Raw genomic sequence first — 20,955 nt, 5'->3', positions numbered from 1 at the left:
CTGCCGCACACATGATCACCGCATAACCGCCGGGCAGACCTCCCAGGCTGCCCGGCGGACCCTTACACCTCCCTGAATGGAGAACCTTGAGTAACCCCGTCTTCAGCAAGAAACAGAAGGCACCCACCTTCAGAGGCGCACCGGCCATCGATGCGGCCGGCGCCATGACGTACGACGACGTCATCATGAAGACCCTGTTCTGCATGGGTGTTCTGGTCGCCGGCGGCGTCATCGGCTGGGCCAACCCGTCGCTGGTCCTGGTCGGCGTGGTCGTGGCAACCGTGCTGGCCTTCGTGAGCATCTTCAAGAAGACCCCGTCACCGACACTGGTCCTGGGCTACGCAGCATTCGAGGGCCTGGCCCTGGGCGGCGTTTCTGCGGTCTTTGAAGCGCGCTACGAGGGCATCGTCATCCAGGCGGTCCTGGCCACCGTGTCGGTGTTCGCGGCGACCCTTGCAGCGTTCAAGTTCGGCGGCTTCCGCGCCACCCCGGCGATGGTGAAGATGGTGCTGGTGGCCATGATCGGCTACCTGGTCTACAGCGTCATCAACCTGCTGCTGGTCGCCTTCCATGTCGTGAACACACCTTTCGGGATCAACTCCCTGAAGATCCCCGGCACCGACATTCCGATCGGCGTGGCCGTCGGGCTGATCGTGGTGCTCCTGGCCGCCTTCAACCTGATCATGGACTTCACCACCATCGAGGATGACGTCACGTCACACGCACTGCAGATCGAGTCGTGGCGGAACGCGTTCGGCCTGATGCTGACCATCGTCTGGCTGTACCTGGAAATCCTGCGGCTGCTGGCCCTGCTTCGCGGCGACGACTAGCCTCCAGCGCGCTCACAGCCCGTCCTGCACCAACGCAGGGCGGGCTGTTTTGTGTCGCGTGGAGGGTTGTCCGGGAAGCCGCACACATAGGGGTCAACGAAGCAGCACCGAGCACGAAGGAGCCCCGCAAATGTCCGCAACTTACAGCCGGCCAGCCAAGAAAGTCTGCGCCCCATACCCCGCCGGGCAGGCGACGCCGCTGGCCCTTACGCTCAACGATCTCTCCGTCCTGGTCGTAGCACGCCGGCTTCACGACGAGAAGTGCTACCAGCGGGAGGCCTGCAGCCGCCGCGACGGCCACGCCCTGGAAAGCTTCGAGACCTCCGTCCGTAAGACCCTCGGCGCCCTCGTTGACGCCCACACGGCACGGGAAATCTGATGACCCTCCGCCTCGTCCCCACCCCGGCCAACGACCCGGTCGACCTCGAGCCCTCCACTGATGAGCTTCCGCAGTGCAAAGGCTGCAACAGCCGGATGCGCCCGCAGGGCACCACCGAAGCCGAGCACCCGGACACCGTCCCGATCTGGGCTGACAACCAGTGCCGGATCTGCGACTACGAAGCCTGCGGCAAGGACCCGGAAGACCGCTTCATTCCGGTTGAACGGGTCGACTACCTGACCAGCCTCCGTGCCGGTATTGAAGCGAGCCGCCAGCGCCGCGGCACCCCCGCCGAAGGCTCCCGTGCCGGCCGAATCCCCCTCGCCGAATTCCTCGAACAGATCAGCTAAGAAAGAACCCAGACCCGTGAGCATCAACCCAGAAACCCCGAAGCCGCTTTGCTGCGACTGCAACCGGCCCATGCGGCCGCGCGGCGTCCTCCTCAAGGAGATGCCCGGCACGATGGCGTGGGGCCACTCGGGCAAATGCAAGTCCTGCGTCCAGCCGAACGGGCCGGGCGACCGGAACAACCAGAACCGCCGCCAGCCCAAGCCTGCAGTGACCGCCGAGACGGCGCCGCCCCTGCCTAACGGCCGCAAAGATGTGCACCTCCAGCACACCATCGCCGGCCTGAACTCCTTCCTCGCCGGCCGGGAACGGCGCCAGCGCATCGCAGCTGCCCAGATGGGCATCGTGGACAGCCACGGTAACCGCCTGCCCGTGCGGGTGCCCGCTGCCGCAGCACAGCGCAAGGCCAGCCGCGCAGCATGAGCCCCGTGAATGCCATCGCGCACATGATCGCTGACGTGTACTCTCGGCGCGCCGGACTGCCCGCAGGCTCCACTCCGGCGACCATGGACCGTCACGTCGCAACCAGTCTCCTCGACTCCGGGGTGTTCCTCCAGTCGGAGTTCAGCACCCCGGAGGGACTGGACGCCCTCCCGATCGGGTCGGTCATCCGCATCGTGATGACTGCCGGCCAACGCCGGGTCGACCGGTTCTTCCGGCGGATGCCTGCCGGCTGGTTCATCCTGACCACCTCGACCGGAGACGGCTGGCCGTACACCTCAGAAGAGGTCCTGGCCAAGCACCCGGACGGAACCGCCACCTACGTCTGGAACGGGGAGGCGCGGTGACCTCGCTGCACATCGGGCGTTCCTGGCCGGGGCACGGCACACCGATGGAAGACAACTGCCCCTGCCCCAAGACGGCGTGCGGGCTGGTCGATGCCGACAACGTCCACCCCGAGTGCGACCAGCACCCGTTCGGGCGCGCCAAGACCCTCCGCTCCATGCACCCCGCTGACGAGTGCCCCGAGCTGAGCGATGTGGCGTGGGCCGAGCTGAAGCTGCGGCGCCTGGATCCGGTGATCGCGTACATGGAAGCCACCTCCGAGGACGCCTGGCAGGTCGACACCGTCCGGTCCGCCGACGGCTCCACCAACTGCTTCTTCGGGCACCTGTTCAACATGGGCGGCACCGACGTGCGCGGCAACGCCCTCTGGGAAGGGTTCGAAAGCGCCTGGGCCACAACCTATCGGCTCTACCCGATCAATGACGGTGAGCATCCCGGCTACCCACAGCCGACACCCAAGCAGCGGGTCCTGGCGTTCCTCCGCGACCTCAACTCCGGGGCAGTGCTGACGACCCCGCAGCAGATGGAGGAGGAGTACGCCTACCACCTGGCGCAGGAGAAAGTGCTGGGCGCCCGGACAGTTTGAGCGCGGGTACGCCGGCGGGCTATGCCGCACAAATAAGGGCCGTCACTCCTGGCTCCGCATAGGACCAGTGAACGCCGAACAACGCACCGGAAAGGAACCATGACAGCTGCTCGCTACGCCCAGGGTACCTCCGTGGACAGCTCCGCTTCCCGGGCCGAAATCGAGCGGACGCTCACCCGCTACGGGGCGACATCCTTCATGTACGGCTGGCAGGAAAACCGGGCAGCCCTGGCGTTCACCGCCGAAGGACGCCAGATCCGTTTCATTCTGCCCCTGCCGGACCGCAACGAACGCCGCTTCACCCACACACCGGCCAAGAACCAGAAGCGCACCCCGGAAGCTGCCGAGAAGGAATACGAGCAAGCGGTCAGGCAGTCCTGGCGGGCTCTGAACCTGGTTGTGAAGGCCAAACTCGAGGCCGTCGCCGCAGGCATCGTGTCCTTCGAGCAGGAGTTCCTGGCGCACATCGTCCTGCCCAACGGACGGACAGTCTTTGAAGAAACCTCCGAGGCGGTAGAACTCGCGTACCGCACCGGAACCGTCAAACCGCTCCTGCAGATCGAAGGGTAAACAATGCTGAACAACGGACGTAGCTGCGCCGTCGACGGGCTTGCCTACAACGGCTGCTCCTGCCACAACAGCCCTGCCGCGCGTCGGAAAGCCCGGAAGGGCGCCAAGGCCAAAGAAAAGAAAGCGGCGTTGCGCCACGAACGCGCCGCCGGCTCCTACTGAAAGAAGAACCATGACCGTTGCACACACAGCTGTAGAAATCACCCTGGACGTCCAGCTGAAGCTCATTGACGCCGGGATCGAGGCACCCTCCTACGCCCGCCCCGGCGACGCCGGGGCGGACCTGCGCAGCACCATCGACCTGGTCCTGGAACCGGGCGAGCGGCGCCTCGTCCCTACCGGGGTGTCCGTGGCCCTGCCGTTCGGCACCGTTGGTCTTATCCACCCCCGCTCGGGTCTGGCCGCCAAACACGGCATCACCGTGGTCAACGCACCGGGAACCATTGACGCCGGCTACCGCGGCGAGATCTCGGTCTGCCTTTTGAACACGGACCGGACCGAGGCATTCCGCATCAACCGAGGAGACCGGATCGCCCAGCTCGTCATCCAGCGCATCGAAATCGCCGACTTCCGGATCGTCGATGAACTGCCCGGCTCAGAGCGCGGTGCCGGCGGCTTCGGATCCACCGGCGGCTTCAACGCCCGATAGATCCACCCAAAAGGGCCTGTGGCGGACGGCGCCACGGGCCCTTTTCTCGCCCTGACCTGCGGGTTCACCGGCCAGCCGGCCACAGCGCGCAGACAACCGAGGGCTTGCCAGGATGTCGGATGCTCCTGCTAATGTGTGGACTGCAGCACGTCAGGAAAGACCGTAGGGTGGCCTGACAAGCCTTGAATCAGTTTATGCAGCAGCCGACTACCCACCGGAAAAGGTCTGCCACGAGAAGAAGCCCCGGAACCTGCAACGTTCCGGGGTTTCTTTGCGTCCGGGGGCCTATGCCCCTTCTGTCTGCCTGTGTACGGCCAGGCGGCTTTTCGAGCAGAGCGACGGGTTACGTGCGCGGTGCCGCGTGGTTACTGCGCAGCTCCTGGGCGACAGTAGAGACGTAGCGGGTGTGGTTCCAGCCGCGGGTCAGCGACGCGGCGGTGGCAAGGTCGACCTCGACGCCCTTGTTCTGGAGGACGGCCAGGAAGGTGGCGTTCACGATGTCGTCCCAGAAGTTCTGGGCTTCGTCCTTGCTGACGTCATGCGGAAGGGTGGTCCGGTCCGTGGCCCGATCCAGCTTCCTGCGGATCGGGACGAGGACGAGCAGCATCACAAGGCAGACGCCAAGGTACGGCAGCGGCGGTACCTGCAGGATCACCATTCCGATCATGACGACGAGACTGCCGACTGAGATGCCCATGGACATCAGCAAGGATGCGAGCTGGCTGACCATGGTGCCTGCCCTCTCAGCGTCGTCGATCGTCGACTCGATGTAGGACCTCTTGGCAGCGGACATCCAAGTCCAGGGCGAACCCAGCCGGGCCTCCACCGCAGCCTCAGCCAGCTTCAGCTCTTCCGCGTGGGCTTCGCGAAGGGAAGAGATCACCTCCGCGTCCTGCTTGAACCGGTCCAGGATGTAGCGGTGCTCCGCCGCGAGCTTCAGTTCGGCGCCGTCCAGCTGGGCGGCGGCATCTGCTGTCTGGGCGACCGTGACCAACGGGCGAGCAGGTGCCTCAGCGAAGGCTTCCAGGCCTGTGGTCCTGATTCCGTAGCGCGGGGACCCGTCCTCCAGCATGTACTCGGAGTTGTTCCGGATCATGCGGCGGCCCTCTCTTCCCGCGCAGCGAGATCGTTGGCTTCCTTCACGGTCGCCGGGCTGTAGCCGGTCGATGCGTTCACGGTCAGACCAACCAGAATGGCCCGATCCGTGCCGCCGACCGTCAGATGACGGTGAATTGCTTCCAGGCCACGGGTATGCCGCCGCGTGTCCGCGTCGGGCACGTCCTCCGGCGACGTCTCGCGCAAAGCATTGCTGGCAAGGCGGAGCATGAACTCAGTGTCGGTTCCGCCGGCCAGCAGGTGTTGCTTGATGCCGGTCAGTGCCCGGGACTGGAGGTACAAGGTGGCATTCTGCTGAGCTGCCGGAATCTGTGCAGGGGATGGAACGGCGGTGAGGGTGGTCATTGAGGGTGTCCTCATTTCGGGGCGGGTGTACTTCTCAGGCTCTATGTGTGCGGCGGCCCAAGAGCCGCTCGTCACGCGAGCGACAGTGTCTAACCGTGTCTTCTGTTACTCGCCGATCCGAAAGCCCTGGGATAGCCGGTGCTAATCTTGCGTCGGCGCAAACGCGCCAGAGACTTTTCTTGGGGGCATCCATGACCAACAACCCGAACGTACCGCCGAACCAGCAACCGCAAAACGGGCCCGGACACAACGGCCCCGCTGGCTACTGGCAGCAATTTCCGCAACACGCAAACCCTGGAACTTCCCAGCAAGGCTTCGGAGGTCCACCGCCTCCTTACGGTCCAGCCCAGGGCAAGCCCAGCCCGAAGGGCCGCTTCGGTCCCTCGTTTTGGATTGTCGGTGCACTGCTCGCCCTGATGGTTTTGGGAAACGCCACTGGCGGCCACGGCGAATCCATCCTCATCTTCCTCGGGATTGCAGCCCTGCTCACAGGCCTGTATTCGCTGATCTTCAAACGCCCATCCTGGGCCGCGCTGCCTGGCCGCAATGCTGCAGTGGTGGTGCTGGTGGCTGGTGCTGCGGCACTTCTTGTCGGCGGCGTGGCCGCCGGCGTCGAACGAAGCCAACGCAATGTGGCTGCACCCACAACAAGCGCACAGCTGGAAGCAGACGCCGCAGCAAAACTTGCCACCCGTGAGGAGGCGGTAAAAAAGGCCGAGGAGGCAGTAAAGGCTCGGGAGGCTGCCGCAGGAACGGCCCCGGCTGAAGCCGCCAGGTCGACGATCAAAGAGGGCGTATGGACTGTCGGCAAAGACGTTATCCCGGGAAACTACCGAACCATCAAGGAAGTGGTCGGCAACTGCTCCTGGAAGATTACCCGCACCGGAAGCAACGGAAGCGACTACATCGCTTATGACCTTTTCGTGAAAGGCGGCTTCCCGATGGTCACTCTCCTCGAAGGCCAGACTTTCGATACCGACGGCTGCGGAGACTGGGCCAAACAGTAGGTGCCGTGTGGCACAGGATCCAAGCCGTACACAGGTAAGACATGACCACAAACCGCGCCCGTCAGCCTAAAGGCATCCCCGCCGGCGGCCAGTTCGCCTCCGACACCCATTCGGAGGTAGCTCTTACCTTGCCACAGCATTGGGACATCATCCCCGACCTGATTGAGCTCACCCCGGAAACCGAACAGGTCCTCGATGCGCTGAGAGCCGCCGGCGGACGGCCCCTCATCGTCGGCGGTGCCGTCCGCGACGGGCTCCTCGCCCGGACCCGTGGCGGGACCGTCAACTCACTGGACGTCGACATCGAGGTGTACGGACTGTCCAAAGACGTGCTGCGCAAAGCGCTGCCGGGAGAGGTGAACGAATTCGGCCAGGACTTCGGCGTCTTCAACACCTCCCTGAACGGCCAGGTCTTCGACGTCGCTCTGCCCCGTAAGGACAACAAAACAGGCGAAGGCCACCGCGGCTTTGTTGTCGACACCGACCCGGACATGCCGTTCGAGACCGCCTTCGCACGGCGTGACTTCACCATGAACGCCATGGGCTGGGACTCCGCGACAGGGGAGCTCGTGGATCCGCTCGGCGGCCGCGCCGACTTGGAGGCAGGCATCCTCCGCCACCCAAGCGAGCACTTTTCTGAGGACCCACTTCGGGTGCTCCGCGCCATGCAATTTGCTGGCCGGTTCAACATGGAGCTGGCCCCGGAAACGGCGGAACTGTGCCGCGAGATGGCGCCGACATTCCACCAGCTGCACAAGGACGGTATTTGGAAGCAGTTCCGCAAGCTCAGCACCGAAGGCACCCACATCTCCAGGGCGCTGAATGCGCTGCACGCCTCAGGCTGGGAGAGTCACTTCCCTGGCTTGGCGGCGACCCGAGGCGTGCCCCAGGATCCCATCTGGCACCCTGAAGGCGAGGTGATCGTCCACCTCGGGCTGGCCGGGGACCAAGCGGCCGCGATTGCCCGCCGCGAACGCCTGGACGAGGAAGAGACCTCCATGCTGGTCCTCGCCGCGATCACCCACGACTTCGGCAAGGCTCACTCCACCGTGGTCAAGGGCGACGGCACCATCACCTCCGGCGGGCACCACGAAACAGGGGTCGCACCGGCGAAAGACTTCCTGGAACGCATTGGGGCCCCGGGCTGGTACCACGAGAAGATCCTGCCCCTGATCCGGGAGCACATGTGCCACACCCCGGGCGGCGGCGTCGAGATCAGCCCCTCAGCAGTGCGCCGGCTGTTGCGCCGCTTGGACCATACCGGCGGCGGGCCTACCTTGAAGCAGTGGTCGCTGCTGGTGGAGGCGGACAAAGCCGGCCGCGGCGAGGGCGCCCGGCACACCCGGAACTATGTCCCGGACTGGCTGGCTGTCGCGGACCGGATCGGCAACGAGAAGGCCATCGGCACGGCCATGCTCAAAGGACACCATCTGGCTGACGCCGGCGTCCCCAAGGGGAAGCTGTGGGCCGTCATCGTGGGTTTGTCCGAGGAAGCCCAGGACGACGGGGCCTTCAGCGATGAGGACGGCGCCAGGGACTGGCTGGCAGCCAATGAGGAAGCCGTCATCAAGGAGGCCCGACGCCGGCTGCAGAAACTTGAGGCCGCACAGGCCAAGCGCTCTGCCGAAATTGCGGCCGCGACGAAAGCCCGAGCCGCGATTCAGAAAGCGGAGGCCAGGGCGTTGCGGGCGGCCAAGCGGGAAGCTGAGCAGGCGGCAGTGGCCTCATAGGCCTGGACACGGAAAGAGGCCCGGCCGGACAACTCTGGCCGGCCGGGCTCTTTCGGGTTCTGCTAGAGCGGCTGGATGTTCTCTGCCTGAGGGCCCTTCGGTCCCTGGGTTACTGAGAATTCCACCTTCTGGTTTTCCTCCAGCGTGCGGTAACCGCGGGTAGCGATCGCCGAATAGTGTGCGAACACGTCAGCGCTTCCGTCGTCGGGGGCGATGAAACCAAACCCCTTTTCGGCGTTGAACCACTTGACCGTACCTTGTGTCATCCCTGCATCCTTCACTGGCCGCCGGTCACTTCCGCTTGTCGGAAACCGTCCCGGCCGCTCACAGGCTTGAGCCTATGTGGGTGTGTCCAGCCCCGGCAAGGGATTACGTCCGGAGCGGAAGGGTGGCCTATGCGGCGGCGGGCAGGACAGAAGCCTCGCGGAGGGGAAGACCTGCGCCGCGCAGGTCGTAGCATTTGAGGCCCACACCCTCCAGGAACACCAACGGCAGGGCCGCCAGGTAGTCGCTGCCCGGCTGGGACAGCACGGCGCCGTCGGCCAGGAAGGTTGCGCGCAGGAGCGGTTCCTGGCGGACCATCCGGAGCAGATCCATGTGCGGCACCACAACCGCCGTTCCACCGTCGGGGCCGAACCAGGCCCTGACAGGGAAGGAGCCGGCGAGGCTGACGCTCGACTGCCGGAAGCCGGACAGGACCGGGATGTTGAGTGTGGTCATGACCGCAATGTGTGCGGCATCCCCGAGGAGTATCTCCGCCGCCCGGGGCCCGATCGTCGGTTCGGTCACCGCTTGATCAGATGTACCCAGCCGGAACCGACCCTCAACTGGACCTCCGTGCTGCACTTCTCGCACCACCACTTGCCTTGGAACCAGCGGCGCTCGGCTGTGCTGCGGCAGGTGCTCAGATCGGGGCTGTCACCGTCGGTGCTGGCCGCCACCATTGCGCCCAGCATGGTTTGGACATCAGCTTCGTACGTGTCCAGGGCGTGGTAGTCGCGGACGTCGCATTGCGCGGCAGCGACACAGGTGCTGTCGTGCAGGCGGCGTGCGATGGTGAGAACCGTCTGAGCATTGACCGTGACGGTCAGAACGGGCGCGCCGCCATCCTCTGCCGGGCACGATGCCGGCGATGGCGGCAGGCTGGCGAACGAATCGCCGATCAGGTCGTTCATCATGACGGTCATGTGATGCTCCTGGTGCTCTCTGCGGTGATTGCTCACTATGTGTGCGGCATCACGCTTTTTGGCACCCGTGGTTCCTGCTTTTTGTGCGCTGGCCCCTGAACCAAAGCGGGAGGTCCTGTGTTTCGCTGCCCGCAGGAGGGGGAGCACAGGCAGTAGAACCTGCTCCTGAACATTCCGAACCTACCGATGCCAATTCGGTTACTGTTTTAGCGACCCGTAACCAACCATTCCCGGTGAGAGCCACCGCATCGGGGTTGCATATGATGCAAGATGAAATCGGTCTGGCGGATATTGCTGGGCCGGAAATTAATGTCTCTTGGCATCGGAAAAATGGGGGTAGTGGTATGAACGCGGCTGCGTGCAAGGGCATCGTTGAATTGGCGTTGGCCTTGGCTCTGACAGGTTGCGCTGCAACTTCGACAGTCTCTGGATCATCCCCAACTTCGCAGGCATCAACGCCTCCAGGGATGCCGGATGTCGGCGGGAAATCGCTTGCTGAGGCAACGATTTCCCTTAGCGGGGCAGGGTTCTACAACTACACCTATTACGTCGACGGACAGTCCTACCCCTGGGCCGTAGGGTCCGACGACCTAGATAAATACCTGGTGCAGTCTTCCATACCCTCCGGTGGTTCGGACACTCCCAAAAACACTGCCATTAAGCTAAACCTGATTCCAAACCCGGATAACCCTCCAACGCCAAGGCCGTCGCCAAGTGCGAAAAGCAGCCTGGCACCATCAAGCGCACCAACAGTTATGCCCGTAAGTCCATCCGCTACTCCAACTCCGACGTTCACCCCACCGAAGCCGAAACAATCAGTGGTCAAGTACGTTGTCGAAGCTGATGGGCCAATCGGTCTGATCACATACACTAACTTCGTCGGCAACAAAATGGGGCAGGAGCAAGCAAGCGACGAAGCGTGGGGACCTGTAGAAAAGACCTATGAATTTGCTGCATCAAGTTTCGAGTCAACCTACGGGTTTTGGTCCCTTGGAGTCAGCGCCCAAGGCAGCGGCGCCACGGGCAGCATAACCTGCCGCATCTTCCGCGATGGGAATGAAATTTCCACGCAGACGTCAACGGGTGCCTATTCCATGGTCATGTGCAATGCCGGCAGGTAAGAACCAGATGCCTGCCACGAAGGCGGCCTCGAAATAATAGAGCCAGCCCTGTCAGGGACGGGGCTGGCTTTCCAGGTTCTTGGGCCGGGAGTTATTCCGGCTTTTCCTTGGACAGGGCGATGATCCAGTCAGGAGTGACGTCGCCGGTGAGCTTGTCCAGCGTGATCCTCGCCTTGGCGGCAGCGATCTGAACCTTTCGGTCCTGCGGGCTCACGGACGCCGGGCGGCGGGAGGGCGCGATTGAGTCTGCGTTTGACTGGGCGTGCCTGCCTTGAGTAACCGGGTGTGCCATGGCCATCGTCGACCTCCTACCTGCCTGTGTCGTCATTGTTGTCACCCTCATTGTCGCGCCTTGTCTCCGAGTCGTCCACTCTTTCGAGCCGTGCCTCGACGTCGTCGCTGATGGCAACATTGTCGGCGCCTTCGGCCAGCTGGGCATAATACGCAGCTTCGAGCGGATCTTCGGTCCCGATTTTCAGCAGAGCACCATCCTCCGGGGTGGCCAGTTTGCTGCTGCCCAGGAGGTTGATGGCTTGCTGCCCCATTTCGGCCCGCTTGGGCTCATTCGACATGGAAGCCTCCAAGGCCCATTGTGCCCGGCGCCACCACTCCGCCCGGTTGTCCGCACGCCACTTTTGCCACAGTGCTGCACCGGCGATGAGGGCAGCGATCACTGCTGCCAGCAGGGGCGCGAAAGCAGCCAGCACCTGCCAGTCGGCTGGGGGAGCGGTGTGGACGAAGACATCCACAGGAGTCGGCGACGGGCTCGGGTTCACCGCACCAGCCTAAGCGGCAGCGACGGCGGCGAGGGGACTTCGGGCCGCGAGTCCGGCACGGCCTTCCGCTGATTTGTCGCTGCCTCGGCCTCACAGATTTCGTCGAGGACCTCGTCCAGGCTGTGCGCCAGACGGATCGCCTCGATCCTCGAGATGGACATCTTCTCGGCGATCTTCCGCCACGGGACGCGCTTGGCCCGGTCGGCCTTGATTTCCGCCGCGTACGCCCGCGCAACCACAGCGGAGGTCGGGAAGCCGGGAGAGTTCGGGTGCTTCAACGGGCGCGGGTCAAGAGGGACGGGACCAAGCCGGGCCGGTGCGAGGGACCATGACTCGTATTTCATGCCCCAGATGTGTGCGGCAGGCCCGGAATCTGTCCCTCAGCCCGGCACTTCCGCAGGATTCCCAAAGGGTTGGCACACCAGCTGCCGGATGTCGCTGTCGCCACAGTCCGCCCGGGAACAATGATTTCGACCGCTGGCGAACGGGTCATGAACATCCGGTGAAGTGCTCGGCGTGTGACGACAGGGAAGCCCCCGGCCGCACACATGCTGGCTGTAAGCATCCGGCACTACCTAAGGACATCCCATGGCAGCTCCCGCCGTCCTCGCCAACCCGCACACCGCCGATCGCTGGTCTCCGTCCGACCTCGACTCCCTCGACCTCCACGATGAGGAAGTCGCGCAGTTTGTCGCCGCGGCGCCCAAAATGGCCAGGGCCCTAAACGCTATCCTGGGCCTGGACCTTGGACATGACGCAGAACGCCTGGTACGGGCCGAAATCCGCAGCGCACTCGGCTAGCTCCGACCCGTTCAGGCGGCGGCGAGCTCGTCGGGTTCGACGACGGCCGCCGGCTGCACCACCGTCAGTTGCGTGGTGATGACCTCGACAACCAGGGTGCCGTCCGGGAACGTTCGGTAACTAACTTCTCTCATACTTACCCTGTGTACGGCACCACAGTTCCGCGCTGGTGAACCCTGCGGCCGCAACAAAAAGTCGGCACGCCCTGCTACGGTCACCGACATGCAGCGCAGCAAGGACAGCGTCACACCGAAAGAGGCCCTCCGCGGCAACCGGTCCGGCAGCGCCTCGCTCATAGTGATGGCCCTGGCCGTCCTCGCGGCGTTCGGGTCGTGGGCCGGTGCCACACTCCGGCATGACAGCCCGTCCTTCATGGCAGGAGTGCTCCTGAACGCCGTGATCCCGCTGGCTGTCCTCGGGATTGTCCTGGCAGTCACCGGCCTGCAAAAAGACCGGACCATCGTGCCCGCCAGTATTTCTCTGGTCCTAATCCCCGCTTCGATGGCGGTTGCGTGGCTCATCGGGCTGATCAGCGGGGCCTTCTGAACCCCGGGCACAAAAAGACCGGGCCGGCTACGGTGCCGACCCGGTTCTTGATGAGCGGCCGCAGGAAGTCCCTTAGCAGGGTAGGTAGGAGATGCCCCGGTTCAACCTTCGCTTCGGTCCCGGGGTAAAAGTGTCTGAAAACCCCCGGGCGATGACGTAAACGTCCGTCTTGGTCCCTATGTGTGCGGCGGCTCAGGAATCCCTCACCGACGGGGAAAGACGGGCGCCTGCCTACATCTGGGCGGCGTACTCCGGCCCCGTCACAGGAACATCCCCGGACGGGGCTGCCTCCTCCAGCACGGAAATGTCATCCGGCGCCGGCATGAGATGCGCGGCCAAGGCCAGGATGCTCTCGCGGGTGCGGAGCTCGAGATCATCCTTCTTAGCCAAGTGCGCGCGGAGCCCCTTGAGGACTGCACTGCCGCCGCGGCCGGTAACCCCCGTGAACTGCAGCGGTCCGCCGGCTACGTGGACGGTCAGCGTGCCGAAGCCGAAGACCGACTGCCACAGGACGATCCCGATCCGATCCAGAGGAATGGTGTCGCTGACCTTCCAGATGATCCCGTCGCAGAGGAAGAGCAGCCGGATGTTGGTGAGCGCTACCAGGCCGAAGCAGCCCTGGTAGCGGGCCTGCACCATCGCCTCCACCATCTCGTCAGCGCCCAGCAGCTCCTGCAAGCGGGCAAGTTCGCGTCCGCTTCCGGGGGAGAGCCTGGCATGAGCGCGGGCGATGTTGATGTCGGTGCGGAGTCGGGTCCGGGCCATGGAATCTCTGTTCTGTCGAGTGCAGCTAGCTACCCGGAAGCATGCGCAGATCCAGGAACCACGGGGATGAACTGCTGCTAGGTTGTCAGCATGGGAGAACTGGCTGAGGCATTCCGGTCCGAACTGGTGAAGGCTGGCTACGACCTCCTGCCCAAGGACGCCACCAACCGGAAGGACCTTGCCACCACCAAGGAACTGCCCGCGAGCGTACGGGCTGAAATCGCCGACCTTCACCGTGCCCTCGGCGGCGCAGCCGGGTACCTGGACTTCACCAGCGGGAAGTGGGACTTCGCAACCGCCGACGGCCTTTTCATCGAGTTCGACGAGCAGCTGCACTTCAACCGCTACCGGGGAACCACGGACCGGCTGCCCTGGGCGGAAGGGATTCCGTGGGCCGCCGACTACCTCCACTACAGCTCCGTACACGAAGACCAATGCCTGATAGCCGGGGGATACGGCGGAAAGTGGACCAACCCTTCGACCGAGAAGATGTTCGGCGTGGCCGACCCGCCACGGGTCTTCGACCGGAACGGCTCACCCCGCTGGAAGCAACGCGCACTCTACGACGCAGTGAAGGACGCTTACGCGGCTCACAGGCCGGAGATCTCCCTAGCCCGGGTTTCGATTCACGATGAGATAGGCGGCCGGGGAGTCCTCAAGGCGTTAGGGAGAAGGGGTGAAGGGCTGGACGCCGCAACCCTCCGGGAATTCCTTGCGGCCCGCACCATATTCTGACGTCAACCCGCCTGCCTATAGGCAGTGACTTCCCAGCCACATCCTCACGGCGCCATCCCGCAGCCACTAACCGCGCTGGTACGCTAACGCCACAACCGAGATTTGGGGACTATATGGGCTTTCAGGATGACGTAGAGCAACAACTGGCGGCGGCTCGTCACGAAGATAGTCAACGTGCCCTGGCATCCGAACGATCAGTTCCGCTAGCCCTGCAGGCGCTGAATCGGCTCCAGACGAAATGCTCCGAGGCGGCAAAGTTCTTGCTATCCAATAGGGTGCCCGCTGCTCCCATTATCGAGGAGGAGTTCAAACAAACGTTTTGGGCAGGGCAAAAGAAGCTTCAGCGAAAACTCGCTGAAGGGTGGCCGATGGAGCCGCGCTTCGGGCTGGCAGTATCCTCCGACGGGAGTCTTTGGCAGACCACTCACAGGTATGTCGACAAGGATCGCGTAACAGTCAGTGCGCCCTTCTACTTCAGCAAGATGCATGAGAATATCCTGGCTAATCAAGCCATCGAAGCGCCGCTAGGTGGCCTGACCCTGGTCTTTCCATACATCTCTTGGTACCCCGCGACAGGCTTTGTGGGCGAAGAGGACACGAATATCAAGATTTACGGCGATGACCCTGAAGCAGGCCGTGCCGATCTGGACGCTTCCATTGAACAAAGCGTCATCGCGTTGATTCGAAGGGGGGCGCCGTAACGGCACTGCATTGCAGGGCTAGGCTGCAGGATGGTCCGGTGATCGGCTTGGTCTCATGTTTTCAACGTTGAGCTCCAGGGCTATCTTTTCGTCCTCGGTCAGCAGGCGCGCCGCTCTCTCGAACAGATCCACCCCGTCGCTCCATTCATCCCAGTCACCGTCACTGCCCAGTGCTTCCGAGGCGAGCTCGGGATACCGGACCGCAGCGGCAATCAGGATGGCAGTGACCACGACGTCATAGGGCTTCTGCTCGGTCTTGCAGAATGTCCACATGTCCGGGTAGCGCGGCGGCTTCGTTCCTGGCAGATGGAAGGTCTCATACGCCTCTCCGGCGGCCTCAAACCCGTTCAGCCGAATGCCCTTAGCCTCGCTCAGGACCGGCAGGTCCTGGCCGTCCGGACCGCAGATGGTCACCGGGGAGGCGGCAATGATCTTCCTGGCGTCCGAAATTACGTCGGCTGTAGCGGTCAAGCCGGGGAAGTAATGGGTGTAGCTCATGTGCCCTCCTCCTGTCCTGCCTCAACTTACCCGCTCCGCGGCGTCGGGGCAGGGAATTGCCTGGCTCCGCACACATGGCAGATAGCCCACGTCCATCAACCAGAAAGAGCCGCCATGACCCAGACAGCCAGAGGCTACTACGACCAGCCGCCGATTTACCTCGAAAACACGGTCGTCGAGATAAGTGTCCCGTCGGGACGATTGATCGCATCTGACGACCTGCGTTCGGTGAAGCACTTCGAAATCGAGCCGCCAATGTCCATCAACTACGGGGCCGGCCTCGATGCTTGGGCGAAGGAGTACGCGGAAATCAACGTCGCTTATGCCTTCGTTGGCAATACCTGCCCCAGCGTCACGCGGCGGCCCGACGGCCTGATCCAGGTTGTGACTCCCTCCTGGAGCGAGGGGAAGACAACTCTCGAAGACGACGAGACAGTCGTCGCGGAAATCTGCACCGACTTGTGGGCGACCATGCTCACGGATTACCAGCACTGGCTGGACCACGGTGGGCCGGAAGTTGAAGCCGCCAACGAAGGGTACGCGCTCACAGTGTTCACCGTCTTCGACGTGACTCCAGGCAAATACCGCTGGACGGTCTACTCGCACTCCGACCGCTTTGATAGGGACAGCCCGGACCGGGTCACCTACGCGCAACTGGAGCTGATCGAGGCGTACTAGATGGCGCTGGCCCGGCCGTAGGATTCTTGCATGGGCATACCGCAGACCATCCAGATATACCTCCCGCAAGGAGATCCTGCCGGGATTCGGATGGCGGAGATCACCACCAGAACTGTGCGCCTCTTTGAAGTGCCCAGGACGCTGCTCAGCGGCTTTCGTGCAATGGTCGAATCGAAACAGGTCGGGCTGTACTTCCTTTTTGGCTCGACACCTGAGGGCCGCGCCCTTGCCTACGTCGGTCAGTCGGGCAATGTCGGAGACCGAATCAAGAACCATGAAGGAAAGAAGGAGTTCTGGGACAAGGCCCTGGTCGCGGTGTCGCTAACCAACTCGTGGACCAGCACGCACGTGAGTTACATGGAGTGGCAGTCGATTCGAAAGGCCACCTCGTCCGGCCGTTACGAGCTCGACAACGACAACAGCGCCTCCAACCCACACACTCCAGCCCCGCTCGAGTCCGACTGCCAGGAATACCTAGCCACCATCTCGGTTTTGATGACCACACTCGGGTACCCCTTAATGGATCCGCTCGTTCAGCCGCAGAGACCAGACCAGCAGAACGCACCCGAGATGATTTTCGTCAATGTCCGGGGCGCGGAGCTTCGCGGTTACTCCACACCCGAAGGCGTTGTAGTTCTGGCAGGTTCCTATGGACGAGCACAGGCCGCGCCGTCGGCAGCGACGTCGATCCTCAACTACCGTCAACGACTCATAGACCAGGGGATCGCGGCGGCCGAAGATGGCAGGTACACCCTTGTGAAAGACCACCTGTTCGGCAGCCCAAGCACCGCGGCCGCAGTGATGGTGGGAGCCAGCATGAACGGACGTGTGACCTGGAAGAACGCTGCCGGTCTAACCTTTCAGGAGATCGAGGACAGAAAACTGGCGGCCACCGAATAGCGGGCCGGCGTTGGCGGTCGTAGACGTCAGCACGTCGGAGCATCGGGCAGCTTCACGCTTTGTACTCCAAGACCACGCTGAATGCGATGAGTTTTACTCGACGGCCTCACACATGGTGACGACAGGGCGGCGGATCACCGGCGCCATTCCTGAAGGAATCACCGGCCAATGTACGAAGTCTTCTGATCAATTTCGACCACACCATTCCCGTGCCGTTGCTTCGGGATGGTTACCCGATGTCACCGTGCTCTGTTTCCCAGTAGCCCATGATGTTCCTTTCAGCGGCGGGGTTCATCTTGTGGTGTGTGCGGCAGGGGAGCGGGCCGCACACATGTCAGGCATGACCAAGAACGTAGAAAACCGCGCCCGGGTGCAAGCCGGCGTCAAGACCGGCGGCCAGTTCGCTGCCGAAATGCATTCAGAGCCTGCAGGCATCTCTTTGATGACAGAGCCGTCACCGCTGGACAAGACCGCCGTCGGAATCGTTGGGGCGCTGGTTCGTGCCCGATCCAACATGGAAATGGGCGCATGGCAGCGCCGCCAGGACAAAGGACGGTACGGGTACGAACACGAACCCCGGGACCCGGTTCCCGAGGTCCTGGTCGAACTGGACCGCCGCGCCAAATACTTCGAGACCCTGCCCCGGGAGGAGCAGGAAGCTGTGCTGGAACAGCTGAAGATGCAGCAGCACCAGTACCTGCTCAAACCGGGCCAACAGCTGGGCAACGAAAAGGTACGACTCGCTGACAACCTGGACACCAGCGGCAACGTAGGGCTCGCCCTGGTCGCTCAGAAAGTCGTCGCCAACGCTGGCATCCCCGGTCCTGTGACCATGACCGAGATTGGGGACCGGACAGCCTTCACGGTCCAGGACGGCGCCATACAGCACACCATACATATCGGAGCGAACTCGCTGGCGCTCTCAGCTACCCCGGCGGACGGGGAAGATTACCAGCGTGGTGACTGGTTCTCGCGGGCCTACATCAGCTCCTCCGGCGGCTACGTGTTCGAGACCACCCGACCCGAGGACCTCCGCAGGGCTTACGAGTCCTTCCGCGAATACGCCGTCATGATGGACGTCGTCGCCGACTCCTCTTTCAGGGACGCCGAAAGCTCTGTGGGCGCACTGGACCGCAGCGCTCGGACCGCTGAACTCCGGGCTGAAGGTGCCGAGTATGTACTGGACGTCTCCGCCGACGAACCGGCCCTCACGACGGATGGCGGGACGCCGCTGCACCCCGCCATGGTGCGTGGGTTCCTCGACCACGTGGCGGCCCAGACCGGCCATGCGGATGGGGACGCGCTGATCTCCAACCTGCGCGAAGTGTTCCGGGAAACGGATCGGCGGCTGGTCCAATGATCAGGCCCGAGTGGCCACCACCGAGGGTGGCCACGCGGGAGCGCCGTGTAGAGGGATGGCTGGTTCCGCACACATGTCCAGACATGACCGAGAAAGCAAGTGCCGGCTCGGGATTCTCCCGGCAGGATTGGTTCAAATTCCGGATTGAGGACCTGATGAAGTTTCTGGAAGTGCATGGACGGCGTCCGCGACGGAACTGCACCGATAAACATGAATCATCCCTGGCATCATGGGTCGCCACCCAGCGCAGTCGCGTGCGCCGCGGCGAAGTTGCCGGAGACCAACTCCAAGCACTGAAAACCGTCCTCAGACTTTATGACACAGTCCCTTCGACCGCTGCCCGCAACCGGGCCGAGAACCTCAGTGCACCGGCACGTGACATCGTCAGGTTCCACGGAACTCATGGGAGGCTGCCTAGTTACCTTGACCCCGGCGAGATGCCCGTTTACTCGCAGCTTCGCGTCATCCGCCGCCGTTTGCTCGACGGTGTGCTGTCCAGCCCGGACAAACGCGCGCTGGATGCGATCCCTGGTGTCTTGAAAACCGTGCGGCAGGACCCGATGAAGCGACTCGTCGAGCTGCGGAAATGGTGTAAGACGCACCAGAGACTGCCGCGTCATTCTTTCTGGCGGAAGACCACTGCGGATGAAGACATCGAGGCAGGGCTTGGCCAATGGATGTACCGCCACGTGAACCGGCGCCACGAACCGCTTGAAACCGCCGAGACGATCCACGTCAGGGACAGCATCATCACGCTGCAGGATACCTACCCGGCCTCCGGGAAAGTCATTGAGGAAGTCAGGGCCGCCGCCGTGGTGGACTTCATCGAAAAGAACGGCCGGCTGCCCCAAGTACGCCGGGAGCACGAGCTGTACCAGCACGCCTTCAGGATCCGCACCCGGTACCGCCACGGGGGAGCTTTCAGGAAAGCGACTTTGCGAATGTTGGAGCTGACCGAAGGCCTGCCCAACCACCTGGAAAGCCAGTGGGACACGGACTACGACCGATTGGCTGCGTTCATCAGCAGCCACGGACGTCTTCCGGTTGCCGTTGCGAAACGTGGCCCGGGACGTCCAAGCACCGAACACCAGCTGGCCACCTGGCTTAGCCTTCAGACCGGGGGAGACGGCATGGGCGACGGACCACGGCGATCCAGGCTCGCAGCGCTGATCAGCCCTCACCTTGTGACGGACGCGATTGAAACGCCTCCCGCCGGCATGCCCAATGGCCGGGTAGCGTGAATGCTCCCGCCGCACACATGAAGGACCATGAAGATCACCCGCTCCGTAGCCACCAAGTCCCTGACCGTCCTGACCGGCGTGCTCCTCGCCTCCTCCCTGGCGGGCTGCAACGCCGCCAACCAGGTCGGCACCAAGGTCGCCGACGCGGTGCACAGCGCAGCCGCCGCCGCTTCCCAGCCTGCCGTTGCGGGAGCAGCGAACCCAGCCGAAACCGCGTCCGCCGTATCCCAGCTGGCCACCATCCCGATCAAGGGCAAGGCCCCCAAGACCGGCTACAGCCGTGACCAGTTCGGCGCGGCATGGTCGGATGTGGACCACAATGGCTGCGACACGCGCAATGACATCCTCCGCCGCGATCTCACCAATGTGACGGCCAAGCCGGGCACCAAGGACTGCGTCATCGCCTCCGGCACGCTGGCCGACAAGTACACCGGCAAGACCATCAGCTTCACCCGCGGTGAGCAGTCCTCCGACGTTCAGATCGACCACATCATCCCCCTCAGCCTGGCGTGGCAGACGGGCGCCCAACAGATCAGTGCCGAACAGCGACTTCAGCTCGCCAATGATCCGCTCAACTTGATGGCCGCCGACGGCCCCGCCAACCAGCAGAAGAGCGACAGCTCTGCCGATGCCTGGTTGCCGCCGAACAAGTCGTTCCGCTGCGAGTACGTTGCCCGGCAGACCGCGGTGAAGGCCAAGTACAAGCTGTGGATGACCCAGCCTGAGCATGACGCGATCGCCGGCATCCTCGCAACATGCAAGTAGTCGCTCCCGTTTCGTGTAACTTCAACTCCGGGGGACCGCGAGCACTCGTCGGACCTGCACTCCGAGAGAAAGTATTGCGATGAAGACATTCCGCAGTCTCATGCTGCCCGCTTTGGCCCTTGGTGCCGCCCTGCTGCTGAGCGCCTGTGGTGGCCCTCCAGCCGATGGTGGTTCCTATAAGACTGCTACCGAACTGAAAGACGCACTGGTAAAGGCTGGCATCAGCTGCGATGACTGGGACCCGCACAACAAGTCGACGCTGGCCGACACCTCCGGCTCCTGCGGCGACCACTACGCGATCTCCGTCTACGACGACATGGAGAACCTGGCGATGTGGGTCCAAACCAACAAGGCGCTGAAAACCAATGGGGTTGCTGGCAAAAATTGGACCATTTCCGGCACCGACTCCAAGTCAGTCCACGACAAGCTCGGCGGAGAACTCCTCGGGCAGAAGTAGCCAGGTTGTAACGGGAGCCCCGTACCTCTTCGGTGCGGGGCCTTCTGCTGCCCACCCTTCAATGTCATAGCCTCCGCC

The 20,955-nt window shown here is 63.4% G+C and carries 33 protein-coding genes; 22 read left to right on the top strand and 11 right to left on the bottom strand.

Annotated features, from left to right (window positions below; all coding sequences use genetic code 11):
• Positions 1-86 precede the first annotated feature (86 nt).
• From ACNAOU_RS23695 to dut, 9 genes are all read left to right on the top strand, one after another.
• A complete protein-coding gene (locus tag ACNAOU_RS23695; protein WP_422758953.1) occupies positions 87-830 on the top strand; it encodes a Bax inhibitor-1/YccA family protein in 744 nt (247 codons plus the stop codon).
• Positions 831-960: 130 nt separating this feature from the next.
• Positions 961-1,209 (top strand): hypothetical protein, encoded by a 249-nt coding sequence (locus ACNAOU_RS23690; RefSeq protein WP_422758952.1) that lies wholly within the window; start codon positions 961-963, stop codon positions 1,207-1,209.
• Entirely contained in the window at positions 1,209-1,559 is a 351-nt protein-coding gene (locus tag ACNAOU_RS23685; protein ID WP_422758951.1) for a hypothetical protein, read from the top strand. Before ACNAOU_RS23690 ends, ACNAOU_RS23685 begins: the two co-directional genes overlap by 1 nt.
• Before the next feature lie 16 nt (positions 1,560-1,575).
• Positions 1,576-1,980: a hypothetical protein gene (locus ACNAOU_RS23680; protein ID WP_422758950.1), complete on the top strand. Its 405-nt coding sequence runs from the start codon at positions 1,576-1,578 to the stop codon at positions 1,978-1,980.
• Entirely contained in the window at positions 1,977-2,345 is a 369-nt protein-coding gene (locus tag ACNAOU_RS23675) for a hypothetical protein (protein ID WP_422758949.1), read from the top strand. The genes ACNAOU_RS23680 and ACNAOU_RS23675 overlap by 4 nt, the downstream gene beginning before the upstream one ends.
• Positions 2,342-2,929, top strand: coding sequence for a hypothetical protein (locus tag ACNAOU_RS23670; protein ID WP_422758948.1), 588 nt, complete (start codon positions 2,342-2,344; stop codon positions 2,927-2,929). The genes ACNAOU_RS23675 and ACNAOU_RS23670 overlap by 4 nt, the downstream gene beginning before the upstream one ends.
• A gap of 99 nt (positions 2,930-3,028) precedes the next feature.
• Positions 3,029-3,499, top strand: coding sequence for a hypothetical protein (locus tag ACNAOU_RS23665; protein ID WP_422758947.1), 471 nt, complete (start codon positions 3,029-3,031; stop codon positions 3,497-3,499).
• A gap of 3 nt (positions 3,500-3,502) precedes the next feature.
• Positions 3,503-3,661, top strand: a complete 159-nt coding sequence (locus ACNAOU_RS23660) for a hypothetical protein (protein WP_422758946.1) — start codon at positions 3,503-3,505, stop codon at positions 3,659-3,661.
• A 10-nt stretch (positions 3,662-3,671) separates the two neighbouring features.
• The gene (dut, locus tag ACNAOU_RS23655; protein ID WP_422758945.1) at positions 3,672-4,148 is read left to right on the top strand and encodes a dUTP diphosphatase; all 477 of its coding nucleotides are present in this window, start codon (positions 3,672-3,674) and stop codon (positions 4,146-4,148) included.
• 343 nt (positions 4,149-4,491) lie between these two features.
• Here the strand turns inward: dut and ACNAOU_RS23650 are convergent, their stop codons facing one another.
• Both ACNAOU_RS23650 and ACNAOU_RS23645 read right to left on the bottom strand, forming a co-directional pair.
• Positions 4,492-5,244, bottom strand: a complete 753-nt coding sequence (locus ACNAOU_RS23650; RefSeq protein WP_422758944.1) for a hypothetical protein — start codon at positions 5,242-5,244, stop codon at positions 4,492-4,494.
• Entirely contained in the window at positions 5,241-5,609 is a 369-nt protein-coding gene (locus ACNAOU_RS23645; RefSeq protein WP_422758943.1) for a hypothetical protein, read from the bottom strand. Before ACNAOU_RS23645 ends, ACNAOU_RS23650 begins: the two co-directional genes overlap by 4 nt.
• A 191-nt stretch (positions 5,610-5,800) precedes the next feature.
• Between ACNAOU_RS23645 and ACNAOU_RS23640 the strand changes: the two genes are divergently transcribed.
• Positions 5,801-6,616, top strand: coding sequence for a hypothetical protein (locus ACNAOU_RS23640; protein WP_422758942.1), 816 nt, complete (start codon positions 5,801-5,803; stop codon positions 6,614-6,616).
• Positions 6,617-6,657: 41 nt separating this feature from the next.
• On the top strand, positions 6,658-8,346 hold the full coding sequence (locus ACNAOU_RS23635; protein ID WP_422758941.1) for a CCA tRNA nucleotidyltransferase: 1,689 nt from the start codon (positions 6,658-6,660) through the stop codon (positions 8,344-8,346).
• A gap of 62 nt (positions 8,347-8,408) precedes the next feature.
• Here ACNAOU_RS23635 and ACNAOU_RS23630 read toward each other — a convergent pair whose 3' ends face one another.
• The 3 genes from ACNAOU_RS23630 to ACNAOU_RS23620 all read right to left on the bottom strand — a co-directional run bounded on the left by ACNAOU_RS23630 (position 8,409) and on the right by ACNAOU_RS23620 (position 9,533).
• Entirely contained in the window at positions 8,409-8,612 is a 204-nt protein-coding gene (locus ACNAOU_RS23630) for a cold-shock protein (protein ID WP_422758940.1), read from the bottom strand.
• A gap of 127 nt (positions 8,613-8,739) precedes the next feature.
• Positions 8,740-9,066 carry a hypothetical protein gene (locus ACNAOU_RS23625; protein WP_422758939.1) on the bottom strand — a complete coding sequence of 109 codons (327 nt, stop codon included), beginning with the start codon at positions 9,064-9,066 and terminating at the stop codon, positions 8,740-8,742.
• A 65-nt stretch (positions 9,067-9,131) separates the two neighbouring features.
• Positions 9,132-9,533, bottom strand: a complete 402-nt coding sequence (locus ACNAOU_RS23620; protein WP_422758938.1) for a hypothetical protein — start codon at positions 9,531-9,533, stop codon at positions 9,132-9,134.
• A 260-nt stretch (positions 9,534-9,793) separates the two neighbouring features.
• Between ACNAOU_RS23620 and ACNAOU_RS23615 the strand changes: the two genes are divergently transcribed.
• Complete coding sequence (locus tag ACNAOU_RS23615; protein ID WP_422758937.1) at positions 9,794-10,654, top strand: PASTA domain-containing protein; 861 nt, start codon at positions 9,794-9,796, stop codon at positions 10,652-10,654.
• Between the two features lie 91 nt (positions 10,655-10,745).
• Here ACNAOU_RS23615 and ACNAOU_RS23610 read toward each other — a convergent pair whose 3' ends face one another.
• From ACNAOU_RS23610 to ACNAOU_RS23600, 3 genes are read right to left on the bottom strand one after another with little or no spacing between them, the layout of a single operon-like run.
• Positions 10,746-10,952 (bottom strand): hypothetical protein, encoded by a 207-nt coding sequence (locus ACNAOU_RS23610; protein WP_422758936.1) that lies wholly within the window; start codon positions 10,950-10,952, stop codon positions 10,746-10,748.
• Between the two features lie 10 nt (positions 10,953-10,962).
• Positions 10,963-11,430, bottom strand: a complete 468-nt coding sequence (locus tag ACNAOU_RS23605) for a hypothetical protein (RefSeq protein WP_422758935.1) — start codon at positions 11,428-11,430, stop codon at positions 10,963-10,965.
• Entirely contained in the window at positions 11,427-11,774 is a 348-nt protein-coding gene (locus ACNAOU_RS23600) for a hypothetical protein (RefSeq protein WP_422758934.1), read from the bottom strand. Before ACNAOU_RS23600 ends, ACNAOU_RS23605 begins: the two co-directional genes overlap by 4 nt.
• A 244-nt stretch (positions 11,775-12,018) precedes the next feature.
• Between ACNAOU_RS23600 and ACNAOU_RS23595 the strand changes: the two genes are divergently transcribed.
• A complete protein-coding gene (locus tag ACNAOU_RS23595; RefSeq protein ID WP_193594236.1) occupies positions 12,019-12,231 on the top strand; it encodes a hypothetical protein in 213 nt (70 codons plus the stop codon).
• Positions 12,232-12,242: 11 nt separating this feature from the next.
• Here the strand turns inward: ACNAOU_RS23595 and ACNAOU_RS23590 are convergent, their stop codons facing one another.
• Positions 12,243-12,365 (bottom strand): hypothetical protein, encoded by a 123-nt coding sequence (locus ACNAOU_RS23590; protein ID WP_422758933.1) that lies wholly within the window; start codon positions 12,363-12,365, stop codon positions 12,243-12,245.
• An 88-nt stretch (positions 12,366-12,453) separates the two neighbouring features.
• Here ACNAOU_RS23590 and ACNAOU_RS23585 point away from each other — a divergent pair, with 88 nt between their 5' ends.
• Positions 12,454-12,777 carry a hypothetical protein gene (locus ACNAOU_RS23585; RefSeq protein WP_422758932.1) on the top strand — a complete coding sequence of 108 codons (324 nt, stop codon included), beginning with the start codon at positions 12,454-12,456 and terminating at the stop codon, positions 12,775-12,777.
• 231 nt (positions 12,778-13,008) lie between these two features.
• Here ACNAOU_RS23585 and ACNAOU_RS23580 read toward each other — a convergent pair whose 3' ends face one another.
• A complete protein-coding gene (locus ACNAOU_RS23580; protein WP_422758931.1) occupies positions 13,009-13,542 on the bottom strand; it encodes a PH domain-containing protein in 534 nt (177 codons plus the stop codon).
• 90 nt (positions 13,543-13,632) lie between these two features.
• Here ACNAOU_RS23580 and ACNAOU_RS23575 point away from each other — a divergent pair, with 90 nt between their 5' ends.
• Positions 13,633-14,277, top strand: a complete 645-nt coding sequence (locus tag ACNAOU_RS23575; RefSeq protein WP_422758930.1) for a DUF7255 family protein — start codon at positions 13,633-13,635, stop codon at positions 14,275-14,277.
• A gap of 113 nt (positions 14,278-14,390) precedes the next feature.
• Positions 14,391-14,978: a hypothetical protein gene (locus ACNAOU_RS23570; protein WP_422758929.1), complete on the top strand. Its 588-nt coding sequence runs from the start codon at positions 14,391-14,393 to the stop codon at positions 14,976-14,978.
• Between the two features lie 18 nt (positions 14,979-14,996).
• Here ACNAOU_RS23570 and ACNAOU_RS23565 read toward each other — a convergent pair whose 3' ends face one another.
• Positions 14,997-15,476, bottom strand: a complete 480-nt coding sequence (locus ACNAOU_RS23565) for a hypothetical protein (RefSeq protein ID WP_422758928.1) — start codon at positions 15,474-15,476, stop codon at positions 14,997-14,999.
• A 114-nt stretch (positions 15,477-15,590) separates the two neighbouring features.
• Between ACNAOU_RS23565 and ACNAOU_RS23560 the strand changes: the two genes are divergently transcribed.
• From ACNAOU_RS23560 to ACNAOU_RS23535, 6 genes are all read left to right on the top strand, one after another.
• Positions 15,591-16,154, top strand: coding sequence for a hypothetical protein (locus ACNAOU_RS23560; protein WP_422758927.1), 564 nt, complete (start codon positions 15,591-15,593; stop codon positions 16,152-16,154).
• Positions 16,155-16,184: 30 nt separating this feature from the next.
• Complete coding sequence (locus ACNAOU_RS23555; protein WP_422758926.1) at positions 16,185-17,054, top strand: GIY-YIG nuclease family protein; 870 nt, start codon at positions 16,185-16,187, stop codon at positions 17,052-17,054.
• A gap of 340 nt (positions 17,055-17,394) precedes the next feature.
• Positions 17,395-18,414 carry a hypothetical protein gene (locus ACNAOU_RS23550; RefSeq protein WP_422758925.1) on the top strand — a complete coding sequence of 340 codons (1,020 nt, stop codon included), beginning with the start codon at positions 17,395-17,397 and terminating at the stop codon, positions 18,412-18,414.
• Between the two features lie 83 nt (positions 18,415-18,497).
• On the top strand, positions 18,498-19,655 hold the full coding sequence (locus ACNAOU_RS23545) for a helicase associated domain-containing protein (protein WP_422758924.1): 1,158 nt from the start codon (positions 18,498-18,500) through the stop codon (positions 19,653-19,655).
• Between the two features lie 27 nt (positions 19,656-19,682).
• Positions 19,683-20,420: an HNH endonuclease family protein gene (locus ACNAOU_RS23540; protein ID WP_422758923.1), complete on the top strand. Its 738-nt coding sequence runs from the start codon at positions 19,683-19,685 to the stop codon at positions 20,418-20,420.
• A gap of 79 nt (positions 20,421-20,499) precedes the next feature.
• Positions 20,500-20,877 carry a hypothetical protein gene (locus ACNAOU_RS23535; protein WP_422758922.1) on the top strand — a complete coding sequence of 126 codons (378 nt, stop codon included), beginning with the start codon at positions 20,500-20,502 and terminating at the stop codon, positions 20,875-20,877.
• Positions 20,878-20,955: the final 78 nt, after the last annotated feature.

Source organism: Paenarthrobacter sp. C1, from assembly GCF_049315185.1.
GTDB classification, from domain to species: domain Bacteria; phylum Actinomycetota; class Actinomycetes; order Actinomycetales; family Micrococcaceae; genus Arthrobacter; species Arthrobacter nicotinovorans.
Note: the sequence above shows the minus strand (reverse complement) of the source record. Positions and strands in the feature narration are given on the sequence as shown.